Origin of the sequence: Pseudomonas sp. P8_241 (assembly GCF_034008315.1) — a bacterium.
In the GTDB taxonomy this organism is placed as follows: domain Bacteria; phylum Pseudomonadota; class Gammaproteobacteria; order Pseudomonadales; family Pseudomonadaceae; genus Aquipseudomonas.
This window is the reverse complement of the sequence record NZ_CP125377.1, coordinates 1-23,885: the sequence shown is the minus strand read 5'-3', so window position 1 is coordinate 23,885 and position 23,885 is coordinate 1. Positions and strand designations below refer to the sequence as shown.

Genomic DNA, 23,885 nt, shown 5'->3' with positions numbered 1-23,885 from the left:
GTCCAAAGCCCTTGGCGCCCGAAAAATGGGGTTTTTGCGAATTCAATGCACACTGAATGTTGTTGCTCTCTAGTCTTTCTGGTATAAAGCAGCGCTCTTTTCTAGGGGCCCGGTTCCTTCGTTTGTAGGTGTAGCCGGTAAGACCCTTAAAGAAACGCGGCGCCTGGCGCCAAATGACTGAGAGATTAAGCGGCCAACCCATGCCGGGTTGGGCATGTGGTTTAGAGGGCTGAGGCATGTCTAGAGTCTGTCAAGTTACCGGTAAGGGTCCGGTGACTGGGAATAACATTTCCCACGCAAACAACAAAACCCGTCGTCGTTTCCTGCCGAACCTGCAGCATCACCGCTTCTGGGTTGAAGAAGAGAAACGTTTCGTGCGTCTGCGCGTATCTGCCAAAGGCATGCGTATCATCGACAAGCGTGGCATTACTGTCGTGCTGGCCGAAATCCGCAAAGCTGGCAAGATCTAAGGGAGCTAATCATGCGTGAATTGATTCGTTTGATTTCGAGCGCCGGTACTGGTCACTTCTACACTACCGACAAGAACAAGCGCACTACTCCGGACAAAATCGAGATCAAGAAATTTGATCCGGTTGTTCGCAAGCACGTGATCTACAAAGAAGGCAAAATCAAGTAATTGATTTTTCCTTCTTACGAAAAAGGCCCGTATCGCGAGATACGGGCCTTTTTTGTTGCCTGGATTTTGTGGTGCCTGTCAGGGCCTCAAGCCTTCTGTTCAAACGCCACATAAATCTTGCGGCACGGTTCCAGCACTTCCCACGTTCCTTTGAAGCCGGCCGGGATCACAAAGCGATCACCCACGCGCAGGGTCTTGGCGTTGCCCTCGTTGTCGCGTAGCACTGAAACACCTTGAACGATTTCGCAGTATTCGTGTTCGGTGAAGTTGACGGCCCATTGGCCGACCTCCGCTTCCCACACGCCAGCGTTCAATTGCCCGCACGGGCTGTTGTAGTGGTTGTAGAGCGTTTGTTCAGGGTCGCCCTTGAGCACTTTTGCCGGGTCAGGGTGGTAGCGCTCGGGTTCCGTAGTGGCCTGGCTGAAGTCGACGACGTTATTGATGCTCATTGTTGTATGCCCCCGTGATTGCGACGCGAGTGGTTGATTTGGCCAAAGTCTATGTTTATTAAAATGAACATCGCAAGGCCATTTGCCAGCGTTATGTCAAATATATTGAAACTTCATGTGCGGCTGGTTTAGGGTGGCGGTTGCCTTGGGCCGAAAAAGCAGGCTGGCCGGGCAGAATTCCTGACAGCACCCGCGAAGAACGCGGGTGTCGTATTCAATAAGAGGAGGACACTCGTATGACCACCCTGACCCGTGCCGACTGGGAGCAACGCGCCCGCGACCTGAAAATCGAAGGCCGCGCCTACATCAATGGCGAATACACCGACGCTGTGTCCGCCGAGACGTTCGAGTGCATCAGCCCGGTCGATGGCCGTCTGCTGGGCAAGATCGCCAGCTGTGACGCCGCCGATGCCCAGCGCGCCGTGGAAAACGCCCGCGCCACCTTCAACTCCGGTGCCTGGTCGCGTCTGGCACCAGCCAAGCGCAAATCCACCATGATCCGTTTCGCCGGTCTGCTCAAGCAGCATGCCGAAGAGCTGGCCCTGCTTGAAACCCTCGACATGGGCAAGCCGATCAGCGACTCCCTGTACATCGACGTTCCCGGCGCGGCGCAAGCGCTGAGCTGGAGCGGTGAAGCCATCGACAAGATCTACGACGAAGTCGCTGCCACCCCGCACGATCAGCTGGGTCTGGTGACCCGCGAGCCGGTTGGAGTGGTTGGCGCCATCGTGCCGTGGAACTTCCCGCTGATGATGGCTTGCTGGAAACTCGGCCCGGCGCTGTCCACCGGTAACTCGGTGATCCTCAAACCGTCGGAAAAATCCCCGCTGACCGCCATCCGCATCGCGGCGCTGGCCGTTGAAGCCGGTATTCCGAAAGGTGTGCTGAACGTGCTGCCAGGCTATGGTCACACCGTCGGCAAGGCCTTGGCCTTGCATAACGACGTCGACACCCTGGTGTTCACCGGTTCGACCAAAATCGCCAAGCAACTGCTGATCTACTCCGGCGAGTCGAACATGAAGCGCGTCTGGCTCGAAGCCGGCGGCAAGAGCCCGAATATTGTATTCGCCGATGCCCCGAACCTGCAGGACGCTGCCGAAGCCGCTGCCGGTGCCATCGCCTTCAACCAGGGCGAAGTTTGCACCGCTGGTTCGCGCCTGCTGGTGGAGCGTTCGATCAAGGACAAATTCCTGCCGCTGGTGATCGAGGCCCTGAAAACCTGGAAGCCGGGTAACCCGCTGGACCCGGCGACCAACGTCGGCGCACTGGTGGACACTCAGCAGATGAACACCGTGCTGTCCTACATCGAATCGGGCCACACCGACGGCGCCAAACTGGTGGCTGGCGGCAAGCGCATTCTGGAAGAAACCGGCGGCACTTACGTCGAGCCGACGATTTTCGACGGCGTGAGCAACGCGATGAAAATCGCCCAGGAAGAAATCTTCGGCCCGGTTCTGTCGGTCATCACCTTCGACAGTGCTGAAGAAGCCATCGCGATTGCCAACGACACGCCTTACGGCCTGGCCGCTGCGGTCTGGACTGCCGACATCTCCAAGGCTCATCTCACCGCCCGCGCCCTGTGTGCCGGTAGCGTGTGGGTCAACCAATACGATGGCGGCGACATGACCGCGCCGTTCGGTGGCTTCAAGCAGTCCGGCAACGGTCGCGACAAGTCATTGCACGCGTTCGACAAGTACACCGAGCTGAAGGCGACCTGGATCAAGTTGTAAGGCGTTAAGGGGCGGCCTGTTCCGGTAGCAGGCCCCCCGAACGACGCAGATCCCTTGTGGGAGCGAGCCTGCTCGCGATAGAGGTGTGACAGTCGACGAAAGTGTTGAATGTTGCTCCGTCTTCGTGAGCAGGCTCGCTCCCACAGTGTTTTGTGCCGTCCGTAAAAACAATAATTTTCCACAGGAGCGTGGAACATGCGTTGGGCGACGTATTTTGCCGTGTTGGCGTCTGTCTTGAGTGTTGGCCTGGCCCTTGGGGTCAGCATGCCACTGGTGTCGTTTCGCCTGGAAGGCTGGGGATACGGATCGTTTGCCATCGGTGTAATGGCGGCGATGCCGGCCATTGGCGTGTTGCTGGGGGCGAAAATCTCCAGCCATCTGGCGGCACGTTTCGGCACGGCGAATCTGATGCGCCTGTGCCTGTGGGCCGGGGCGGTTTCCATCGGATTGCTGGCACTGCTTCCGAGCTATCCGATATGGCTGGTGCTGCGGTTGATGATCGGGGTGATCCTGACCCTCGTCTTCATCATCGGTGAAAGCTGGATCAATCAATTGGTAATCGAGCAATGGCGCGGACGCTTGGTGGCGCTGTATGGCAGCTGCTATGCGCTGAGCCAGTTGGCCGGGCCGGTGTTGCTGGGGTTCATGGGTACCGATCACGATTATGGTTTTTGGGTGGGCGTCGGATTGTTGATGGGCGCGCCATTTCTGTTGCTCGGCCGTAGCGGTGCGCCGAGTAGCGAGGCCAGCAGCGTGACCCTTTCTGATTTGTTGGCTTTCTGTCGTGGTTTGCCAGCGATTGCCTGGGCGGTTTCGTTGTTTGCGGCGTTCGAAGCGATGATCCTGACGTTGTTGCCGGTCTACTGCCTGCGCCAGGGCTTTACCACGGAGATCGCTTTAGCAATGGTCAGCACCGTGGTCGTCGGCGATGCGATTCTGCAATTGCCGATTGGTGCCCTGGCTGATCGCTTGTCACGGCGTGCATTGTTCACCGGTTGTGCGGTGGTCCTGTTGGTGGCGAGTCTGGCGATCCCCATGCTGATCGATACGCTGCTGATCTGGCCGTTGTGGGTACTGTTCGGCGCCAGTGCTGGCGGGCTGTTCACTTTGTCGCTGATCCTGATCGGCGAGCGTTATCGCGATGATGCGCTGGTGCGGGCCAATGCGCATATCGCCCAGCTGTGGGGGATTGGTTGTCTGATCGGGCCACTGTTGGCGGGTGCCGGCAGTCAATGGGTCAGCGGGCATGCGTTGCCGTTGTTGATGGCGGTTGGGGCCCTGGGCGTGTTGATAGTGGTGTCGCGGCAAGGGGCGTTTGGTACGGTGCAAGCGGCTTAGAATCAAAGATCAAAAGATCGCAGCCTTCAGCAGCTCCTGCGTCGGTTGCGATCTTTTACAACATCCTCTCCAGCCCGACCGTATTGCTCAGCCACGCATTGAACCGCCGCCACCAACTCCCCGGTTCTTTGGTCAGGGTGTGCATCTTGCCGTCGTCTTCAGTGGTCCAGACGATCTGGTCGTTTTCCAGCTTCACCTGATAACTCAGGGCGGGTGCCATGCCTTGCAATGCCAGTTCGCGGACCCGAGCGGCCAGTTCGGGGCTGTCGACCAGAACGCCGACTTCGGTGTTCCACAAGACCGAGCGCGGGTCGAAATTGAACGAGCCGATGAAGGATTTCCGCTGGTCGAAGATGATCGCCTTGCTGTGCAGGCTCGAATCGGATTCGCCATAGGACCGGCTGGAAAACAGGCGAGGCCCACTACCGCTTTCATCGCCGGGCTGGCGGCGCAGCTCAAACAGCTGCACACCGTGCTCCAGCAGGGCTCTGCGATAAGGCGCGTAGCCGCCATGCACCGCCGGTACGTCCGTAGCCTCCAGCGCGTTGGTCAGCAGGCGCACCGATACGCCGGCGTCGGCGCGTCCGGTCAGGTAAACCAGCCCTTGCGGGCCCGGCACGAAGTAGGCCGAGACCATGATCAGTTCTTTGCTGACGCCATCGAGTTCCGGTGCCAACTGAGTGGTCAGCAGCAAGTGCGGATCGGGCTCGCCATCGGCCAGTACCTTGCTCGGCGCATCCCACAACACCTGGTTGTTCGCCCAGATCAGCTCTTTACGCCAGTTATCAAGGCGCGGTTCGGTGCGGTAGACCATCAGGCGTTGATAGAGGGCGTGATTTTGTCTGCGTGATTGCTCCAGGGACTCTTCCAGTCGGGTGCGCGTGTTTTGCAAATCCTCTGCCGTTGGCTTGGTCGACATGAACTCGTCGATCGGCTTGCTCAGCGCGCTGTTCCAGTACTGGTCGAAACTCTGCCCCAACTGCTCGGCGACCGGGCCGACACCGAGCAAGTCGATGTCGGTGAAGTTCATGTTGGGCTCGGCATCGAAATACTCGTCACCCAGGTTACGCCCGCCAACAATGGCCATGCTGTTGTCCGCCAGCCACAGCTTGTTGTGCATGCGCCGGTGTTGCAGTGACAGGTTGAAAAACCGCCCCAAAGTGCGCGTAACGCCGGTGCTGCGACCGAGATGCAGGGGGTTGAACACGCGGATCTGAATCTTGGGATGGGCTGCCAGGGTCGCAATGGTGCGATCCTGGCCGTCGCTGGTTGTGTCGTCGAGCAAAATGCGAACGCGTACGCCACGGTCGGCAGCCTTGAGCATTTCCTCCACCAGCATGCGTGTGCTGATGCCGTCATGCACGATGTAGTACTGCAGATCGAGGCTGCTTTGGGCTTTGCGAATCAGCTCGGCCCGGGCGGTGAAGGCATCAGTGCCGTCAGACAGCAAGCGAAAACCCGATTGTCCCTGATAAGGCGCAGCCTGCGCCTTGACCGAGCGGCCGAACGCGGACTCTGTCGCCGGCAGTGCCTGGCTGGGGTCAACTTGAATGTCGAAGTTGGCGCAACCGCCCAGAAACGAGGCAAGTAGCACAAGAGCAAGCAGGGGCTGTCGGAGTCGCACGTCAATCGTCTCGAATCGAGGCATAGCGCGAAGTATGGCATGTCCGTTGGCTGCGTGAATGGGCGACGGATTTTTACCTTGGTCATTACCTCTGAGTGATCACCAACAGGCGAACTACAGAAACAGTGGTGATTTCTATCGGGCTTCGACGTTTACTCCTACAGATCAATCCTACGTAACCCGAGACTATAAATTCGCTTGATTGGACTGCAGGTCGTTAAGCTGATTAATGATTTGCATAGTTGTTACTACATTTATCAACAGGATGTTGTGATGAAAAAGGCAAACATTGTTGTAACTTTTGTTTTTAGCGCCTTTCCTCTGATGGCCATGGCTGAAAGCGCTGATTTAAATGTGATTGGAACTATCATTCCGACCTCATGCGTGCCGGCATTCCAGGGCGGGGATACCGTGGATTTGCGCAAGATTTCCGCAGCGACGCTTAACAAGACAACGCAAACCATACTGCCCGAGCGCGATATCTCTCTGTATATAAACTGCGATGCGCCGGCGTCAGTCGAGGTCTCAGTCAGGGATAACCGTGAGGCAACAAAGTTGCCGGGAATACATGACGGTGCCGGGCAAAGTAATCCGGCACTTTTCTACGGTATTGGCGAGATTAATGGCACGCGAATCGGTGGATTTGGTTTGCGCTATCGGATCCCTGATGCCGATGGAAGAGCTCAAGTACTGCTGACCCGGACAGTGGCCAATCCGTTGTGGCAATCGCCTACGACCGGCTTGGTGGGTAACGCACCGGCGTTTTATTCCTGGGGCGCAAACGTTGCCAGCGGCCCGATCGCGGCAAGGCATCACAATTTCCCGATGAGCCTGGTACCCATCATCGGGCCCAGCGATGCGTTGCCGATCGCTAACGAAATTCCGCTCGATGGCTCCGTGACGTTCGACATGTTCTATATCTGACGGCACCAGCCCCGGGTGTCGTTCGGCACCCGGTTTTTGCCTGCCGCCCTTGTCTTGATGAATTCTGGAAATCCATATGTCTAGGTTGTTTAACGACCCGGTCCTGCATGGTTTGTTTCTGTTTCTGTTGTTGTCCACTCCCGTTGCTCAGGGAGCAGGGATGGTGCCGCAGACACCCGTGCTGGTCATCGAAGAGCGCATTGGTGAGTCCACCATGAATGTCAGAAATACCGATGCACGACCTGCGCTTCTGTTCACCAGCGTAGAAAACGTAGCTGAAGATGATGAGCTATTGCTGGTATTCACCCCGCCGGTGGCGCGCGTCGAGCCAGGAGCTGTACAGCAAGTGCGATTTATCCTGCAGGCCGTTCAGCCGTTGCAGGTCGAGCGGCTCAAACGAGTGATTTTCGAAGGCGTCAGCCCTGTTGCAGGCGCGGATGGCTCGCGTGTCAGTCTGGGTGTTCGACAGAACTTGCCGGTTATTATTCGTCCCTCTGGTCTTCCGATAGAACGGGAGCCGTGGAAGTTGCTGCGATGGTCACAGGCAGGCAATCAATTACGTGTGAGCAACCCCAGCCCTTATGTCGTCAGGTTGGCCAAGGCTGTTGTGCCATTGCCTGGCGGTATATCGGTGGACCTGCCGCGGCCATACCTTTTACCCGGTGAGCGTCTGAACGTTGCAATGCAACCGGGGGGTGCGTTAAACACAACGACTGTACGGATTTTTCCGGCAACAACTTATGGATTTTCTGTTCAGCATCATGATTCGCCGGTTGGTCGTTGATGTCCTCGGCGGTAACGCGATGGCTTGGCGGTCTGATGTTGGTTTTGTACGGGTTGCCGACAATGGCTGCCGAGTCTGTAGTGTTTGATCCCCTGGTGCTCAAGGCTCGTGGGATTGATCCGGCACTGGCTGAGCTTTTTCGGGATGCACCGCGATTTCTGCAGGGCCCGCGCTCTGTTGGGTTGGCGGTCAATGGCCAGCCTAAAGGGCGCATCAAGGCCACGTTCGACGAGCAAGGTCGCCTCTGTTTCGATCCGCAGTTGCTGAAAGCAGCTGGGGTGCGTGCTCCTGCTCATGCTCCTGCATCGGCGCTTGATTCGACGCAATGCCCGACATTTGCCGATAGCTTCCCCGCCGCAGTGGTCAGCCTTTATCCCGGTGTGGAGCAGGTCGATATTTTAGTGCCGACCAATACCTTGCTGCCGATCGAAAGGGCGTCGCGCAAGTTTGCCCGTGGTGGCATGGCGGGCTTGGTCAACTATGACGTATTGGTGCAAAGCAGCGAGTCCGCTGGGCAGCGAAGGGATTATCGAAGTGTCGCCTCGGAAATAGGAATGAATGCCGGGGATTGGGTGTTGCGCAGTCGACATTCCTATACCGAATCTTCCGATCACGCAGGTTTTGAGCACCTTTATGCCTACGGTGCGAGAACGCTGGAATCATTCGACGCTACCCTGCAGATTGGCCAATTGAACATGACCTCCCCCTTGTTTGCCGGTGAGTCGTTCACCGGCATACAACTGCAGCCAGATCGCGCTTTCGCCCGTTTGAGCGACAGGGGTCGGGGAGCTCGTAGCCGGGTCGAAGGTGTGGCGTATTCGGCGGCGCGTATTGAGGTTCGCCAAAACGGTGTGATGATCTACACGACAATGGTGCCCAGTGGGCCGTTCGTATTCACAGAGTTGCCATTGTTGAGCAGTCAGTTGGATCTGGAGGTGACGGTGCACGAGGAGGATGGGCGTCAACGGCAATTTCGGGTGCCGGCCGAGGGACTGTATGACGCGGATTTCGGTACCCCGTCGGGTTTCAATTTCGCACTGGGTCAGGTGCGACGTTCGCAGCAGGATGGGCGTCAGACGCCAGCATTCGCGGCGTTCAGCACAGACCTCGACTGGAGCAGGGGCACGCGTATGTCGGGTGGCGTAATGGGCGCAACCGGCTACTTGTCATCGGGCTGGGGTCTGCAGCAACAATGGTCAGTTGGTGTGACCTCGGGTATTCGGCAGGTATTGTCCAATGAGCTGTCGCAGGGGCAGCGTGGCCATCAGTTACAAATGACAACCAGTGTGGCGCTATCGGCAAATCTGTCGGCGAGTATTTTTGCCGCACGCGCGAGCGAAGGATTTCGCACGCTTTCAGATACTGGCTGGAACCGTCACCAGCAAAGACCCGAGTACCGCGGGCGGGATCAATGGGTCTTCTCTCTCAATGGCTCGACCGAGCGTTGGGGGGCACTGGGCGCGAATCTGTCGCGGTACACCAGCGCCTATGAGCCAGCGCAAACAAGGTTAGGACTCTCCTGGTCAAGAATGTTGCCGCAGAGGACGACCTTGTCGCTGACGCTGGAACGAGATGTCGGAGCAACGGAAGAGCGTCGCGGAGGCAGTTCGGCTTATCTGACACTTGCCGCTCCCTTGGGCGGGCAGCGCCGGATACGCAGCTACTTGCGTGACGATGAGCGATCAGGGGTACGTAGTGGGGTGGTCATCAGTGATTCCGTGAGCGAAACACTGGCCTACAGCGTCAGCGGTGAGCGTCGCGAAGATGGCCAGTCGAGCATGGGGGCGCGGCTTGGCGTACTGGCACATTACTCAAGCCTCGATTTCGGCTACAGCCGGCGGCCTGGCTCGACCAGCTTCGATACAGGGGCACGGGGCGCAGCAGTGTTCCATCCTGATGGCGTGACACTTTCGCCATATGCTGTGAGTGACACTTTTGCCGTGCTCAAGGCAGGCGATTCGGCCGGACTGAAGTTGCACACGCCACAAGGTCCGGTCTGGACCGACGGCAAGGGGCGGGCGGTAGCGGCAACCTTGCCGGCATACAACACTGGGAGGGTGGAGATCGATTCCCTCAGCCTGCCGCGTAACGTCGATGTACTCAACGGTTTTCAGGAAGTCGAAGCCAGTCGAGGCTCGGTGCAGTATCTGGATTTTTCTATGGTGAATGTAAGGCGTTTGCTCTTGCAGGCCAGGACAGCGGATCGACAGTGGTTAGCGCAGGGAGGGGCGGTCCATGATGCGCAGGGCCGGTTCCTCACGACGGTACTGGACGCCGGCACCATCTTTCTGAGCGATTCAAAGCCTGGCCAGGTTTTGCATGTGCGCCGAGGGGGCGTAACTCACTGCGTTCTAACGTTACCGCTGACCGAACCAGCGGCTACCGGGGACGAGCTGTATGAGCGTGCCGACGCCCTATGTCATGAACCGACCCTGTCCTGATCGAGTGCTGCCTTGAAACCCATTGTTATCTTGCTCTTGGTTCAATTGTTTTTTGCCCCGTCATCGGTATCGGCTCGTGAGGCGTGCGACCTGCGCCTGACTCCGAATCAACTGGATTACGGATCAGTAACCCGAGGCGCGCTGTTGAAGATGCCTGCTGCAGATGACGCTGACTTGAGTTTCGGCAGCCGCCGGATTCATATGTTGATTCAATGCCCTGAGCCTCAACCGATGGTATGGCGATTCATCGCGCCACGGGCCGACCCGCAGCGTTTTCGCTGGGGAGCAGGGACCATGCAATTACGTATTGTGGCGGTGCAGCTGGATGGACTTGCCGTGCATTGGAGGCGTGAATCTGGCGAGCCCTTGGAGGCAGACCTGCTGCGTCCGGGAGATCGGGTCATACCGTGGCGCGCCGGCATGGCCGGTGAGGGATTGCGTCTGGATGTCGAGCTGGAAGTCGATGCCCGGTTGAGCGACCCCACCAGTCGGGTCAACGACCTGACACGGTTTGAAGGCGGCGGCAGGTTCCAGCTGAACTAGAAGTCCTGTGCCAACAGCATGCTCGCCATCGAACCGACCTTACGCACCGCTTCTTCAATCTGCGGAGTTGGTTTGGCCGCGTAGTTCATGCGCAGGCAATTGCGGTACTTGCCCGAAGCGGAAAAAATGCTGCCGACCGCAATCTGTACGCCTTGATCGTGCAAGGCTCGATTCAGTTTCAACGTATCGAAGCCTTCCGGCAGTTCGACCCACAACATAAAGCTGCCTTGGGGGCGACTGGCTCGGGTCCCGGCGGGAAAATAGCGGGTCACCCAATCGATCATCATGTCGCGATTACGCTGGTATTGCGTGCGCATCCGCCGTAAATGGGGTTCGAAGTGCCCGCTCTTGAGAAATTCGGCGATTGCAATCTGCGGTTGCGGCGCTGTGGAGCCGGTGCTGATGTATTTCATGTGCAGCACCCGTTCCAGATAGCGGCCGGGCGCAACCCAACCGATGCGCAGTCCTGGCGCCAGCGTCTTGGAAAACGAACTGCAGAGCAACACTCGACCGTCCTCGTCGAAAGACTTGATCGTGCGCGGACGCGGGTAGGTGTAGGCCAGTTCGCCATATACATCGTCTTCGATGATCGCGACATCAAACCGCTGGGCGAGCGTCAACAACGTGCGCTTGCGTGACTCGGGCATGATGTAGCCCAACGGGTTGTTGCAGTTGGGGGTCAACTGTATGACCTTGATCGGCCATTGCTCCAGCGCCAGTTCCAGTGCTTCGAGGCTGATCCCGGTCAGCGGGTCGGTGGGGATTTCCAAGGCTTTCATGCCCAGGCCCTTGAGGGTCTGCATGGCGCCGTGAAAGCTTGGCGAGTCCACCGCCACGATGTCACCCGGTTCGCAGATCGCCCGAACGCTGGTGGACAGCGCTTCGTGGCAACCGGTGGTGACCACCAGATCGCCGACGCCCAGCTGGCAGCCGGAATCAAGCATGAGGCGGGCGATCTGTTCGCGCAGTTCGAGGTTGCCGTGAATGTTGTCGTAATACAGGCCGGGCATGTCCTGGCGCCGACTGATGCGTGCCAGGTCGCGCAACAGCGGTTTCATGGTCGGCGAGGCGATGTCCGGCATTCCGCGACCCAGTTGCACCACGTCCTTGCGCGGCACCGCGCGGATCAGCTCCAGCACTTGATCCCATTGGGAAATATCCACCGGACGCTGGGCTGGACGACCTACTGCGGGCAGGTCGGGCAGCTCACGGCTGGCCGGAACGAAATACCCGGACTTGGGCTTGGGCATAGCCAATCCGCTGTCTTCCAGTACTCGATAGGCCTGCTGCACCGTGCTCAGGCTGACCCCATGCTCGACGCTCAATGCCCGCACCGACGGCAGCCGGTCACCGGGGCGATAGAAGCCCTGTTCGATACGTGTGCCGAGCAATTCGGCGAGGTTGACGTAAAGGGTCATGGCGCAGCCTCGGTATGGGTGATTCGGTAGACCGGTACAGATGACGCAGAAATACGCCATTCAGCCGGAAAAACGGCAAATCTGTATTGAGTTAATACAGGTTGTTTGAATCTGTAATGCTTTTTCTCGCCCACGCATCATGGAACCTCTGGCTACCCAAGTAAACAGGAGCAAACAACATGAACGGCTTGAGCGATGTGCGGCTGACGTTACACAGTCAGGAACTGGAGACAGGGCAGAAGGACAACGCACGCCATGCGCTGATGCGCAATGCGCCGTCCGGCCTGAGTCGCTGGGATCTGTTCTGGCGGCGCCTGCACACGCGCAAGGCATTGCTGGCGCTGACGCAGGATCAGCTTAAGGATATCGGCCTGACACGGGAGCAGGCGCGGGAGGAGGGGTTGAAGCCATTCTGGCGCCTGTGAGATGAACCGCGTTCCCTACAGGTGAAGGGCGTTCAGCGAAGCTCTTTCAGCCGATGCCACAACATCCCCAGCGCCAAAAGCGGCGAGCGCAGATGCTTGCCGCCGGGGAAGGTGATATGCGGCACCTTGGCGAACAAATCAAAACCACCGCCGTGCTGGCCGCTGATGGCTTCGGCCAGCAACTTGCCCGCCAGGTGCGTGGCATTCACGCCATGACCGGAATAGGCCTGGGCGTAATACACATTCGGCTGATCCTTTAACCGGCCAATCTGCGGCAGGCGATTGGCGCCGATGCCGATCATGCCGCCCCATCGATACTCGATCTTCACGTCAGCCAACTGCGGGAAAACCTCGAGCATTTTCGGGCGCATGTACGCGGCGATGTCTTTCGGGTCGCGGCCTGAGTAATGACAAGCGCCACCGAACAGCAGGCGCCGGTCCGCCGAGAGACGGTAATAATCCAGTGCCACCCGTTGATCGCACACAGCCATATTTTGCGGCAGCAAAGCGTGGGCGACTTCTTCGCTCAATGGCTCGGTCGCAATGATGTAGCTACCGGCTGGCAGGACTTTGCCGCTGAGTTCGGGGTTGAGCCCACTCAGGTAAGCGTTGCAGCCCAGCACCAGTGTCTTGGCGCGGACCGTGCCCTGGGCGGTGTGGACCTTGACCTCGGGTCCGTAGTCGATGCGCGTGACGGTCGATTGCTCAAATAGTTTTACGCCCAATTGCTGCGCAGCGGCAGCTTCGCCCAAGGCCAGGTTCAGCGGATGCAGATGCCCGGAACCCATGTCAACCAAGCCGCCGACATAGCGCCTGGAGCCAACCACGGTGTGCATTTCATTGGCTTGCAGCAAACGGGTCTCGTAGCGGTAGCCGAGGCCGCGCAGTTCTTCGGCATCTTCGGCGAAGCCCTCAAGGTCCCGGGGCTTGTTGGCCAGATCGCAGTAGCCCCACGTCAGGTCGCAGGGAATCTGAAAACGCTCGACGCGCTGGCGGACGATTTCTACGGCTTCCAGCCCCATGAGTTTCATCTGCCGAACACCTTCGTCCCCGACGATGTTGGCGAACTGATCGAGACCGTGGCCGACGCCGCGTATCAGCTGCCCGCCGTTGCGCCCGCTGGCACCCCAGCCGATTTTATGGGCTTCGAGCAGCACCACACTCAGACCGCGTTCGGCCAGTTCGAGTGCCGTGTTCAACCCGGAAAATCCTCCGCCGACCACACAGACATCGGCCAGGACTTCGCCATTGAGCGCCGGATATTCCGGCTGCGGCAGACTGCTGGCAGCGTAGTAAGAAGCGGTGTGCTGATGGCTTGGGACAGGCTGTTGCGCACGGGCGGTCATGTGCATGTTCCTGGTTTTTGCGTTTAGAAAATTTGCCGGAGCATAAGCCGGACTTTCCCAGGCGGGCAACATTGGTCGGGTGGCGCTGTCTGGAACGCGGGTTTTACGTCAGAATCCCGGTCTATTCCACATTCGGTCACCGCTTCAATGAGCTGCAACAGTCAGACAATTCGCACTCTGCGCCAGCAAATTCCTTCGTTTGAATGCGTCCCCGGCTGCCATGACTGCTGCGGACCGGTGACCACTTCGCCGGAAGAAATGTCGCGCCTGCCGCGCAAGACTCGCGCCGAGCAGGATGCGGCGATGGATGAACTCAATTGCGTTCATCTGGGGCCGAACGGTTGCACGGTGTATGAAGAGCGGCCGCTGATCTGCCGATTGTTTGGTACGACCAAGACCTTGCCATGCCCGAATGGGCGCGGGCCGGTGGAACTGATTCACCCGCGGGCGGAGAAGCAAGTGTTTGAGTACATGGCCTCGAACCGACAGGTGTTGGTTTAAAAGATCGCAGCCTGCGACAGCTCCTACATGGGATCGCATTTCTCGGTAGGAGCTGCCGCAGGCTGCGATCTTTTGATCTTCAGTCCGGAATCGGCAGCGTCAGGCTCTCCTTCACCTCTTCCATCACGATATAGCTCTTGGATTCGCGCACATGCGGCAGCTTGAGCAGAATGTCGCCCAGTAGCTTGCGGTAGGACGCCATCTCGGAAATCCGCGCCTTCACCAGATAATCGAAATCCCCAGACACCAAGTGGCATTCCAGTACGTGGGGCAGTTTCAGCACCGCGCGGCGAAATTCTTCGAAAGTATCGCCGGACTTGTAGTCCAGGCTGATCTCGACGAACACCAGCAAACTACCCTTCAGGTGCTGCGGATTGAGCCGGGCGTTGTAGCCCATGATGATTCCTTCGCGCTCCAGGCGCCGGACCCGCTCGGTACAGGGCGTGGTCGAGAGCCCGACCTTTTCCCCCAGCTCCGTAAATGAGATACGCCCGTCCGCTTGCAGGATCCGCAGGATGTTGCGGTCGATCTTGTCCAGCTCACGTTTGGTCTGAGTGTTGGTACGCATAGGGGATGCGCCTCCGTGAAAAGGGTTTTTGCCGAGAATTGTCGCCAAATATAGGCGCTTATATAGTGAAAAGCACTGGCAAATCTTTTTTACACTGCGCGCATCTAAAGCTCTGAATAACAAACGTCAGCGGTCAGCCGCGATGAGGGATATGAAAATGCGCGTCATGGTCTTGGGTAGCGGCGTCATCGGTACCACCAGTGCTTACTATCTGGCCCGTGCCGGGTTTGAAGTGGTGGTTGTGGACCGGCAGCCAGCTGCTGCCATGGAGACCAGTTTCGCCAACGCCGGCCAGGTGTCGCCGGGCTATGCCTCGCCGTGGGCCGCGCCGGGCGTCCCGCTCAAGGCCATCAAGTGGCTGTTGCAGCGCCACGCCCCGCTGGCGATCAAGGCAACTGCCGACATCGACCAATACCTGTGGATGGCACAGATGCTGCGCAACTGCACCGCCAGCCGTTACGCGGTGAACAAGGAGCGCATGGTCCGTCTGTCCGAGTACAGCCGTGACTGCCTCGACGAACTGCGTGCCGAAACCGGCATTGCCTACGAAGGCCGTAGCCTGGGCACCACCCAACTGTTCCGCACCCAGGCTCAACTGGACGGCGCCGCAAAAGACATCGCCGTACTGAAAGAGTCCGGCGTGCCGTTCGAGCTGCTCGACCGCGACGGTATTGCCCGTGTTGAGCCGGCGCTGGCCAGCGTCACCGACATCCTCGCCGGTGCCCTGCGCCTGCCGAACGATCAGACTGGCGACTGCCAGATGTTCACCACCAAGCTCGCCGGGATGGCTGCGAACCTGGGCGTGCAATTCCGTTTCGGTCAGGACATTCAGCGCCTCGACTTCGCCGGTGATCGCATCAACGGCGTGTGGATCGACGGCAAGCTGGAAACCGCCGACCGCTACGTGCTGGCCCTCGGCAGCTACTCGCCGCAACTGCTCAAGCCACTGGGGATCCAGGCTCCGGTGTACCCGCTCAAGGGCTACTCACTGACCGTGCCGATCACCAACCCGGCGATGGCCCCGACTTCGACCATTCTCGACGAGACCTACAAGGTCGCGATCACCCGTTTCGACAATCGCATTCGCGTTGGCGGCATGGCCGAGATTGCCGGTTTTGACCTGTCGCTGAACCCGCGTCGCCGCGAAACCCTGGAGATGATCGTCAACGATCTTTATCCTCAGGGCGGCGATCTGGCTCAGGCCGATTTCTGGACCGGCCTGCGCCCGACCACTCCGGACGGCACCCCGATTGTTGGCGCCACCCCGTTCAAGAACCTGTTCCTGAACACCGGTCACGGCACACTCGGCTGGACCATGGCGTGCGGCTCCGGTCGCTTGCTGGCTGACCTGATGGCGAAGAAAAAGCCGCAGATCAGCGCCGAAGGCCTCGATATTTCCCGTTATGGCAAAAAAATCCAGGAGTCTGCGAAACATGTCAGTCCAGCGCCAGCTCACCAATGAGCGTATGAGTCAGATCGTCACCCATAACGGCACGGTGTACCTGGCCGGGCAGGTCGGCGACGACATGAACGCCGGGATTGAGCAGCAGACCCGAGAAACGCTGGCCAACATCGAGCGCTTGCTCGATCTGGCCGGTACCGACAAAACCAATCTGTTGTCGGTAACGATTTACCTGAAAGACATCGACGCGCATTTCGAAGGCATGAACGCGGTGTGGGACAAGTGGCTGCCAAAAGGCGTCGCCCCGGCCCGTGCCACTGTCGAATCGAAACTGTGCGAGCCGGAAATCCTGGTTGAGCTGTCGGTTGTAGCCGCTCTGCCATAAGCTTTCATACAGATCCCTCTCCCGATGCTGCGCTACCAGCCAGCACCGGTTTTTCTTCCCGATAACCCGACCAGAAGTCTGCCGCCATGCGTCCTGCCCGTGCCCTGATCGACCTTCAAGCCCTGCGCCACAACTACCAGGTTGCCCGTGAACTCACGGGGGCCAAAGCCCTCGCCGTGATCAAGGCCGATGCCTATGGCCATGGCGCGGTGCGCTGTGCCCAGGCGCTGGAAGCCGAGGCAGATGGTTTTGCTGTGGCCTGTATCGAAGAGGCATTGGAGCTGCGGGCGGCGGGCATTCGTGCACCGATCCTGCTGCTGGAAGGTTTTTTCGAAGCCGACGAGCTGGCGCTGATCGTCGAGCATGATTTCTGGTGCGTGGTGCACTCGCTGTGGCAACTCGAAGCCATCGAGAAAGCGGTGTTGAGCAAACCGATCACCGTGTGGCTGAAGCTTGATTCGGGCATGCACCGTGTCGGGCTGCACCCTGCGGACTATCAGGCGGCCTATCAACGACTGCAGGCCAGCGACAATGTCGCGAAAGTAGTGTTGATGAGTCACTTCGCCCGTGCCGATGAGCTGCACGAACAGGCCAGCACTGATCAAGTGGCGGTGTTCGAAACGGCGCGCAAGGGCTTGTCCGCCGAGGTCAGCCTGCGTAACTCGCCGGCGGTGCTGGGTTGGCCACAGATTCACAGCGATTGGGTGCGTCCCGGCATCATGCTCTACGGTGCCACGCCATTCGAAGAAGCCAACGAAGTGGCTGCGCGTCTGCAACCGGTGATGACGCTGGAATCGAAGGTAATCAGCGTGCGTGAACTGCCGGCCGGCGAGCCTGTGGGTTACGGCGCCAAATTCATCACTCCAAAACCGATGCGTATTGGCGTCGTGGCCATGGGGTACGCCGACGGCTACCCGCGTCTGGCACCGACCGGCACGCCAGTGCTGGTGGCGGGGCAGCGTAGCCAGCTGATTGGTCGGGTGTCGATGGACATGCTCTGCATCGACCTGACCGATGTGCCGCAAGCCGGTCTGGGTTCGACCGTCGAGTTATGGGGTAAAAACATTCTCGCCAGTGACGTGGCCATTGCTGCCGGCACCATTCCTTACCAGATTTTCTGCAACCTGCGCCGGGTGCCACTGCTCTATTCCGGGGCTTAGTGAAAAACGCGACGGACCGAAAGTCGCCTCGCTGAACAGGATTCAGGTCCAAGTGTTGTAAATACTGAACGCTGTCGCCATGATAACGCTCACTATTCCAACAATTGAATCCTGGAGGCGCAAGCTTTGGACGTCGGTGAACGACTGCAATCCATCCGTAGGCTCAAAGGCCTTTCCCAGCGTGAACTCGCCAAACGGGCGGGGGTCACCAACAGCACGATTTCGATGATCGAGAAGAACAGCGTCAGCCCTTCCATCAGTTCGTTGCGCAAAGTGCTGGGCGGAATTCCCATGTCCATGGTCGAGTTCTTTTCCGAAGAAATCCTGCAGGAAAAACCGACTCAGATTGTCTACAAGGCTAACGAGCTGATCGATATTTCCGACGGCGCGGTGACCATGAAACTGGTCGGTCGGGCGCACCCGAGCCGGGCTATCGCGTTCCTCAATGAAATCTACCCGCCAGGCGCCGACACCGGTGACGAGATGCTCACCCACGAGGGCGAGGAAACCGGAATTTTGGTCGAAGGCAAGCTGGAGTTGGTGGTCGGGCAGGAAACTTTTGTGCTCGAAGCCGGCGATAGCTACTACTTTGAAAGTACCAAGCCACACCGTTTCCGGAATCCGTTCGATGCGCCTGCGCGACTAATCAGCGCAGCCACACCGGCGAATTTCTAAGAAAAGAGGCGCCCTGCCAGCATTGCAGAGGTGCCCGCGCTGTTTTTCCGCCGCAGCTAAGACCCCTTCGACTTTGGGGTTGTTTCAGTGCGGCGGGCTTACCGCTATACTTGCGCCCGCCTGCGAACCGTGGCCGTAGGCGTGACTAGCCACCATTGAGGGTGAACGCGTGAATCTAATTATGAAAATGCTGGCTGTACCAGCAACCGTATTGGCCCTATGGGCTGCCAGCGCTCAAGCTGCGACCAACGACGAAATTGCCAAACGCCTTGAGCCAGTCGGCCAGGTCTGTGTGACGGGCAAAGAGTGCAAGGGCATGGAAGTCGCCGCTTCGGCGGGCGGCGGTGGCGGTGCCAAGGCGCCTAAAGATGTTATTGCCAAACATTGCAACGCTTGCCACGGCACCGGCCTGCTGGGCGCACCGAAAATCGGCGACAAGGCAGCCTGGAAAGAACGTGCTGATCACCAGGGCGGCCTCGACGGCATCCTCGCCAAAGCCATTACCGGCATCAACGCGATGCCGCCTAAAGGCACCTGCGCTGACTGCTCCGATGACGAGCTGAAGGGCGCTATCAAAGAGATGTCCGGTCTGTAAGCAGCCGCCTCTTTCGCAAAAAAGCCGCTTTCGAGCGGCTTTTTTGTGCCTGCGATTTTTGTTGCTTACTGTAGGAGCGAGCCTGCTCGCGATGGTCGTTAACGATAACTTGGCGAACCTGAAACCCCGCGGCGTCTGAGAATCCTTCGCGAGCATGCTCGCTCCTACACGGTTTTTGTGTGGGGCGATGGTTTTTACAGGCTGGTCATTGCAGCAAAGACCCGGCAAGCTCGGTCCAACCCCAAACCATGGAATGCAAGGGAGGATCAAATGGTTCAGCTGGTTGCTATCGAACAGGCAGTGGACGACGTCCTGGCACGGTTGCCGGCGCATATTCACTTGGGCCTGCCGTTGGGGCTGGGCAAGCCCAATCATTTCGTCAACGCGCTGTATCGACGTATCGTGCAGCTGCCCGAGCGGCGGCTGACGATCTATACCGCGCTGTGCCTGGGTCGCCCGTCCTTGGGCGATGGTTTGCAAAAACGCTTCCTCGAACCCTTCTCCGAACGGGTTTTTGGCGATTATCCGGAGCTGGATTTCCTCGCCGATCTGCGCCGCGATAACCTGCCGGGCAACATCCACATCCAGCAATTCTTCATGCAACCCGGCAGTTTGCTCAACAGTTCGGCAGCCCAGCAGTATTACGTCAGCAGCAACTACAGCCACGCTGCCCGGGACATCAACGCGGCCGGGCTGAACCTGGTGGCGCAGTTGGTGGCCAGCGATGCCGAGCATCCTGATCGCCTGAGCCTGAGCTGCAACCCGGACATTACCCTCGACCTGCTGCCGATGATCACCAAGCGCCGTGTCGCAGGGGAAACCATCCTGCTGGTCGGCCAGGTCCACAAAGATCTGCCTTACATGCCGGGTGATGCAGAGGTCGGTATCGATACCTTCGACCTGCTGATCGACGAAAAAGACAGCACCACGTTGTTTTCCACGCCGAACATGCCGGTAGGGTTTCAGGACCACTTTATCGGGCTTCACGCCAGTGCCCTGGTGCGCGATGGCGGCACGTTGCAAATTGGCATCGGCTCGATGGGCGATGCGCTGACCGCGGCGCTGCTCGTCAGGCAAGCGGAAAACGACGGTTACACGGCTTTGCTGTCGGACATAAATCTCAGCCCTTGGGCGCAGCTGATCGAGCGCGAAGGAGGCCTCAAAACTTTCGCCAAGGGCTTGTATGGTTGCAGCGAAATGTTCGTCAACGGCCTGTTGGTGCTGGCCGACGCCGGGATCGTTCGGCGCAAGGTCTATCCGGATATTGACACGCAACAGCAGGCGAATGCCGGCACCCTCGACGAAGCGGCGCAAACCGATGGCATCTCGGTGCACGGAGGCTTTTTCCTCGGGCCGCGCAGCTTCTACGAACGCTTGCGTGAGTTGCCGCACAGTAAGCGGCTCGAATTCAACATGACCCGTATCAGCTACATCAACGAGCTCTACGGTCAGGAAGCGCTCAAGCGTTTGCAGCGGCTCGATGCGCGGTTCATCAACACGGCGTTTACCGTCACCTTGCTCGGCGCCGCCGTGGCGGATCAGCTGGAAGACGGCCGTGTGCTCAGCGGCGTGGGAGGGCAGTACAACTTCGTGGTGCAGGGGCATGCGCTGGAAGGCGCACGCTCGATACTGCTGTTACGAAGCTGGCGTGAATCGGGCGGCGACGTGAGCTCGAACATCGTCTGGGAATACGGCCACTGCACGATCCCCCGGCACCTGCGCGATATCGTGGTGACCGAGTACGGCATCGCCGACCTGCGCGGCAAGACCGATGCGGCGGTGATCGAGGCGTTGCTCAATATCAGTGACTCGCGCTTTCAGCCGGGGTTGATCGAGCAGGCGCAGAAAGTCGGCAAATTGCCGAAGGACTTCCAGCTAGATCCACGTTTCAGCGATAACCGTCCGGAGCGTTTGCAGGCGATACAGGCCCGGCATCCGCAGCTGTTTGCGGAATACCCACTGGGGTGTGATTTCACCGAGGTGGAACGGGATGTATTGCGGGCGCTGAGCTGGCTCAAGAGCAAGTTCAGGCTTAGTGAGGTGCTGGAGTTGGGCAAGGCAGCGCTGGATGCGCCAGAACCTGGGGCGTTTTCTGAACATCTGGATCGCATGCAGTTGGCCAAACCGCAAGGGCTGAAGGAAGACTTGTATCAGCGGTTGCTGCTCTCGGGCCTGAAAGCCACCGAGTCCTTGTAGGAGCTGGCTTGCCAGCGAAGGCGGCGTGACAAACAACAAAGATGTTGGATGTCAGGGCCTCTTCGCTGGCAAGCCAGCTCCTACAGGGGGATTGCGGTGTGGCCTTACTCGATGAAGGTCACAACGCCACCGGCCAGCGACTTCACCCGGGCCAGTGACTCAACGCGATAACCCTGTGAATCCAGTTCCGCACGGCCACCCTGGAACGACTTCTCGATCACGATCCCCAAGCCTGCGACGGTCGCGCCAGCCTGTTTGATAATCGAAATCAGCGCCTGGGACGCCTTGCCGTTGGCCAAAAAGTCATCAATGATCAGCACGCGGTCGCTGCTGGTCAGGTGGCGCGGGGAGATCGCCACGGTGCTTTCGGTCTGCTTGGTGAACGAGTAAACGGTCGCCGACAGCAGGTTTTCGGTCAGGGTCAGGGACTGGTGTTTACGGGCGAAAATCACCGGCACGCCAAGGTTCAGGCCAGTCATGATCGCCGGCGCGATACCCGAGGCTTCGATGGTGACGATCTTGGTGATGCCCGAATCCTTGAACAGCGTGGCGAATTCGTCGCCGATCAGCTTCATCAGGGCCGGGTCGATCTGGTGGTTCAAAAAGGCGTCGACCTTCAGGACCTGGTCGGAAAGCACGATGCCTTGTTCGCGGATTTTCTGGTGCAGGGCTTCCATGAAGCTGTCCTCTGTTGGCGCCTTGTGCGCCCTAAGGTTTTAAAAAAGTGGTCAATTCTAGCGCTTTAACATCGCGCGTATATCCGCCAATGCGTTGTTTCCGCGTACGGCTTTGACTTCGGTCGGTGTGTCGTCGTTGCCTTCCCACGCCAGGTCGTCTGGCGGCAGTTCATCAAGGAAGCGGCTAGGCGCGCAATCGATGATCTCGCCATACTGTTTACGCTTGGCGGCGAAGGTGAACGCCAGCGTCTGACGTGCGCGAGTAATGCCCACGTAGGCCAAGCGGCGCTCTTCTTCGATGGTGTCGGCTTCGATGCTGGAGCGGTGTGGGAGGATTTCCTCTTCCATGCCCATGATGAACACATAGGGGAATTCCAGTCCCTTGGACGCATGCAAGGTCATCATCTGCACGCCTTCGGCGCCGTCTTCTTCTTCCTGCTGACGTTCGAGCATGTCGCGCAGGACGAGTTTTCCGATGGCATCTTCGACGGTCATTTCGCCGTCTTCGTCTTTTTCCAGGGTGTTCTTCAGCGCCTCGATCAGGAACCAGACGTTACCCATGCGGTAATCGGCGGCTTTGTCGCTGGAGCTGTTGGTGCGCAGCCAGTTCTCGTAGTCGATGTCCATGACCATGCTGCGCAGGGCCGAGATCGGGTCTTCGCCAGCGCACTGCTCGCGCACCCGGTCCATGAAGCGCTTGAAGCGCGACAGGCGATCGGTGAAGCGCGAATCCAGATGCTCGCCCAGGCCGATTTCATCGGTGGCGGCGTACATCGAAATCTTGCGCTCGGTGGCGTAGTTGCCGAGCTTCTCAAGCGTGGTCGAACCGATTTCACGGCGCGGCACGTTGATCACCCGCAGGAAGGCGTTGTCGTCGTCCGGGTTCACAATCAGGCGGAAGTAGGCCATCAGGTCTTTCACTTCCTGACGTCCGAAAAAGCTGTTGCCACCGGACAGGCGATACGGCACCTGGTGATGCTGCAACTTCAGCTCGATCAGCTTGGCCTGGTAGTTACCGCGATAGAGGATCGCAAAATCGCTGTACGGGCGGTCGGTGCGCAAGTGCAGGCTGAGGATTTCCACCGCCACGCGCTCGGCTTCGGCGTCTTCGTTGCGGCAACGGATCACGCGGATCTCGTCGCCGTGCCCCATCTCGCTCCATAGCTGCTTTTCGAATTCGTGCGGGTTGTTCGAAATCAGCACGTTGGCGCAACGCAGGATGCGGCTGGTGGAGCGGTAGTTCTGCTCCAGCATCACCACTTTCAGGGACGGATAGTCGTCCTTGAGCAACATCAGGTTCTCCGGCCGCGCTCCACGCCAGGCGTAAATCGACTGATCGTCATCGCCAACCACGGTGAACTGATTGCGTTTGCCGATGAGCATTTTCACCAGCAAATACTGGCTGGCGTTGGTGTCCTGATATTCGTCGACCAGCAGATAACGCACCTTGTTCTGCCACTTTTCGAGGATGTCGGCGTGTTCTTCGAACAGCTTCACTGGCAGCAGGATCAGGTCGTCAAAGTCCACCGCATTGAACGCCTTGAGCGTGCGCTGGTAGTGGGTGTAGACGATGGCAGCGGTCTGTTCCTTGGGGTTGCGTGCGTTTTCCAGGGCCTGGGGCGGCAGGATCAGGTCGTTTTTCCAGGCGCCGATCATGTTCTTGATCTCGTCGACGCCGTCGTCGCCCGAGTATTCCTTCTGCATGATGTCGGTCATCAGGGCTTTGACGTCGGTCTCGTCGAAGATCGAGAAGCCCGGTTTGTAGCCCAGCCGCACGTGTTCCTTGCGGATGATGTTCAGGCCCAGGTTGTGGAAGGTGCAGACGGTCAGCCCACGGCCTTCGCCGGCGCGCAGCAGGGTACCGACCCGTTCCTTCATCTCGCGCGCGGCCTTGTTGGTGAAGGTCATGGCGACGATGTACTGGGCGCGGATGCCGCAGTTCTGGATCAAGTGCGCGATTTTGCGCGTGATCACGCTGGTCTTGCCGGAACCTGCACCGGCGAGCACCAATAGAGGGCCGCCGACGTAGTTCACGGCTTCTTGCTGCCGGGGATTGAGTCGGGACAT

The 23,885-nt window shown here is 58.9% G+C and carries 23 protein-coding genes; 16 read left to right on the top strand and 7 right to left on the bottom strand.

Annotated features, from left to right (window positions below; genetic code table 11):
• Positions 1 to 236: 236 nt before the first annotated feature.
• On the top strand, positions 237 to 470 hold the full coding sequence (gene rpmB, locus QMK58_RS00115; protein WP_007894701.1) for a 50S ribosomal protein L28: 234 nt from the start codon (positions 237 to 239) through the stop codon (positions 468 to 470).
• Between the two features lie 11 nt (positions 471 to 481).
• On the top strand, positions 482 to 637 hold the full coding sequence (gene rpmG, locus QMK58_RS00110; protein ID WP_007894709.1) for a 50S ribosomal protein L33: 156 nt from the start codon (positions 482 to 484) through the stop codon (positions 635 to 637).
• Positions 638 to 723: 86 nt separating this feature from the next.
• On the opposite strand, the gene QMK58_RS00105 is transcribed toward rpmG, so the two are convergent.
• Complete coding sequence (locus QMK58_RS00105; RefSeq protein ID WP_053163864.1) at positions 724 to 1,086, bottom strand: cupin domain-containing protein; 363 nt, start codon at positions 1,084 to 1,086, stop codon at positions 724 to 726.
• A 236-nt stretch (positions 1,087 to 1,322) separates the two neighbouring features.
• On the opposite strand from QMK58_RS00105, the gene QMK58_RS00100 reads away from it, so the two are divergent.
• Both QMK58_RS00100 and QMK58_RS00095 read left to right on the top strand, forming a co-directional pair.
• Positions 1,323 to 2,816: an aldehyde dehydrogenase gene (locus tag QMK58_RS00100; RefSeq protein ID WP_320395730.1), complete on the top strand. Its 1,494-nt coding sequence runs from the start codon at positions 1,323 to 1,325 to the stop codon at positions 2,814 to 2,816.
• 195 nt (positions 2,817 to 3,011) lie between these two features.
• Positions 3,012 to 4,154 carry an MFS transporter gene (locus QMK58_RS00095; RefSeq protein ID WP_053163860.1) on the top strand — a complete coding sequence of 381 codons (1,143 nt, stop codon included), beginning with the start codon at positions 3,012 to 3,014 and terminating at the stop codon, positions 4,152 to 4,154.
• 55 nt (positions 4,155 to 4,209) lie between these two features.
• Here the strand turns inward: QMK58_RS00095 and QMK58_RS00090 are convergent, their stop codons facing one another.
• Positions 4,210 to 5,778, bottom strand: coding sequence for a phospholipase D family protein (locus tag QMK58_RS00090; RefSeq protein ID WP_156322398.1), 1,569 nt, complete (start codon positions 5,776 to 5,778; stop codon positions 4,210 to 4,212).
• A 273-nt stretch (positions 5,779 to 6,051) separates the two neighbouring features.
• Between QMK58_RS00090 and QMK58_RS00085 the strand changes: the two genes are divergently transcribed.
• The 4 genes from QMK58_RS00085 to QMK58_RS00070 all read left to right on the top strand — a co-directional run bounded on the left by QMK58_RS00085 (position 6,052) and on the right by QMK58_RS00070 (position 10,470).
• Complete coding sequence (locus QMK58_RS00085) at positions 6,052 to 6,702, top strand: DUF1120 domain-containing protein (RefSeq protein WP_053163857.1); 651 nt, start codon at positions 6,052 to 6,054, stop codon at positions 6,700 to 6,702.
• 76 nt (positions 6,703 to 6,778) lie between these two features.
• On the top strand, positions 6,779 to 7,486 hold the full coding sequence (locus QMK58_RS00080) for a fimbria/pilus chaperone family protein (protein WP_053163854.1): 708 nt from the start codon (positions 6,779 to 6,781) through the stop codon (positions 7,484 to 7,486).
• Between the two features lie 35 nt (positions 7,487 to 7,521).
• On the top strand, positions 7,522 to 9,927 hold the full coding sequence (locus QMK58_RS00075; RefSeq protein WP_320395729.1) for a fimbria/pilus outer membrane usher protein: 2,406 nt from the start codon (positions 7,522 to 7,524) through the stop codon (positions 9,925 to 9,927).
• 294 nt (positions 9,928 to 10,221) lie between these two features.
• On the top strand, positions 10,222 to 10,470 hold the full coding sequence (locus QMK58_RS00070) for a hypothetical protein (RefSeq protein WP_156322397.1): 249 nt from the start codon (positions 10,222 to 10,224) through the stop codon (positions 10,468 to 10,470).
• Here QMK58_RS00070 and QMK58_RS00065 read toward each other — a convergent pair.
• Positions 10,467 to 11,888 carry a PLP-dependent aminotransferase family protein gene (locus tag QMK58_RS00065; RefSeq protein WP_320395728.1) on the bottom strand — a complete coding sequence of 474 codons (1,422 nt, stop codon included), beginning with the start codon at positions 11,886 to 11,888 and terminating at the stop codon, positions 10,467 to 10,469. The two genes, QMK58_RS00070 and QMK58_RS00065, sit on opposite strands and share 4 nt — an antisense overlap.
• A gap of 179 nt (positions 11,889 to 12,067) precedes the next feature.
• On the opposite strand from QMK58_RS00065, the gene QMK58_RS00060 reads away from it, so the two are divergent.
• Positions 12,068 to 12,313, top strand: coding sequence for a DUF1127 domain-containing protein (locus QMK58_RS00060; RefSeq protein WP_053163846.1), 246 nt, complete (start codon positions 12,068 to 12,070; stop codon positions 12,311 to 12,313).
• A gap of 32 nt (positions 12,314 to 12,345) precedes the next feature.
• Here the strand turns inward: QMK58_RS00060 and QMK58_RS00055 are convergent, their stop codons facing one another.
• The gene (locus QMK58_RS00055) at positions 12,346 to 13,659 is read right to left on the bottom strand and encodes an NAD(P)/FAD-dependent oxidoreductase (protein ID WP_053163843.1); all 1,314 of its coding nucleotides are present in this window, start codon (positions 13,657 to 13,659) and stop codon (positions 12,346 to 12,348) included.
• A 147-nt stretch (positions 13,660 to 13,806) separates the two neighbouring features.
• Here QMK58_RS00055 and QMK58_RS00050 point away from each other — a divergent pair, with 147 nt between their 5' ends.
• Entirely contained in the window at positions 13,807 to 14,160 is a 354-nt protein-coding gene (locus QMK58_RS00050) for a YkgJ family cysteine cluster protein (protein ID WP_053163813.1), read from the top strand.
• Between the two features lie 79 nt (positions 14,161 to 14,239).
• On the opposite strand, the gene QMK58_RS00045 is transcribed toward QMK58_RS00050, so the two are convergent.
• On the bottom strand, positions 14,240 to 14,728 hold the full coding sequence (locus tag QMK58_RS00045) for an Lrp/AsnC ligand binding domain-containing protein (RefSeq protein WP_007975155.1): 489 nt from the start codon (positions 14,726 to 14,728) through the stop codon (positions 14,240 to 14,242).
• Between the two features lie 157 nt (positions 14,729 to 14,885).
• On the opposite strand from QMK58_RS00045, the gene dadA reads away from it, so the two are divergent.
• From dadA to QMK58_RS00015, 6 genes are all read left to right on the top strand, one after another.
• On the top strand, positions 14,886 to 16,190 hold the full coding sequence (dadA, locus tag QMK58_RS00040; RefSeq protein WP_320395727.1) for a D-amino acid dehydrogenase: 1,305 nt from the start codon (positions 14,886 to 14,888) through the stop codon (positions 16,188 to 16,190).
• Positions 16,162 to 16,515: a RidA family protein gene (locus tag QMK58_RS00035; RefSeq protein ID WP_053163811.1), complete on the top strand. Its 354-nt coding sequence runs from the start codon at positions 16,162 to 16,164 to the stop codon at positions 16,513 to 16,515. Before dadA ends, QMK58_RS00035 begins: the two co-directional genes overlap by 29 nt.
• Before the next feature lie 86 nt (positions 16,516 to 16,601).
• Positions 16,602 to 17,675, top strand: a complete 1,074-nt coding sequence (gene alr, locus QMK58_RS00030; RefSeq protein ID WP_320395726.1) for an alanine racemase — start codon at positions 16,602 to 16,604, stop codon at positions 17,673 to 17,675.
• A gap of 126 nt (positions 17,676 to 17,801) precedes the next feature.
• On the top strand, positions 17,802 to 18,350 hold the full coding sequence (locus QMK58_RS00025; protein ID WP_053163807.1) for a cupin domain-containing protein: 549 nt from the start codon (positions 17,802 to 17,804) through the stop codon (positions 18,348 to 18,350).
• Between the two features lie 181 nt (positions 18,351 to 18,531).
• Entirely contained in the window at positions 18,532 to 18,945 is a 414-nt protein-coding gene (locus tag QMK58_RS00020) for a c-type cytochrome (protein ID WP_053163805.1), read from the top strand.
• A gap of 270 nt (positions 18,946 to 19,215) precedes the next feature.
• Entirely contained in the window at positions 19,216 to 21,141 is a 1,926-nt protein-coding gene (locus QMK58_RS00015; RefSeq protein WP_320395725.1) for an acetyl-CoA hydrolase/transferase C-terminal domain-containing protein, read from the top strand.
• 104 nt (positions 21,142 to 21,245) lie between these two features.
• On the opposite strand, the gene QMK58_RS00010 is transcribed toward QMK58_RS00015, so the two are convergent.
• Together QMK58_RS00010 and rep are read right to left on the bottom strand one after the other, a co-directional pair.
• Positions 21,246 to 21,818 carry a xanthine phosphoribosyltransferase gene (locus QMK58_RS00010; RefSeq protein WP_008022089.1) on the bottom strand — a complete coding sequence of 191 codons (573 nt, stop codon included), beginning with the start codon at positions 21,816 to 21,818 and terminating at the stop codon, positions 21,246 to 21,248.
• 57 nt (positions 21,819 to 21,875) lie between these two features.
• Positions 21,876 to 23,885 carry a DNA helicase Rep gene (rep, locus tag QMK58_RS00005; protein ID WP_053163799.1) on the bottom strand — a complete coding sequence of 670 codons (2,010 nt, stop codon included), beginning with the start codon at positions 23,883 to 23,885 and terminating at the stop codon, positions 21,876 to 21,878.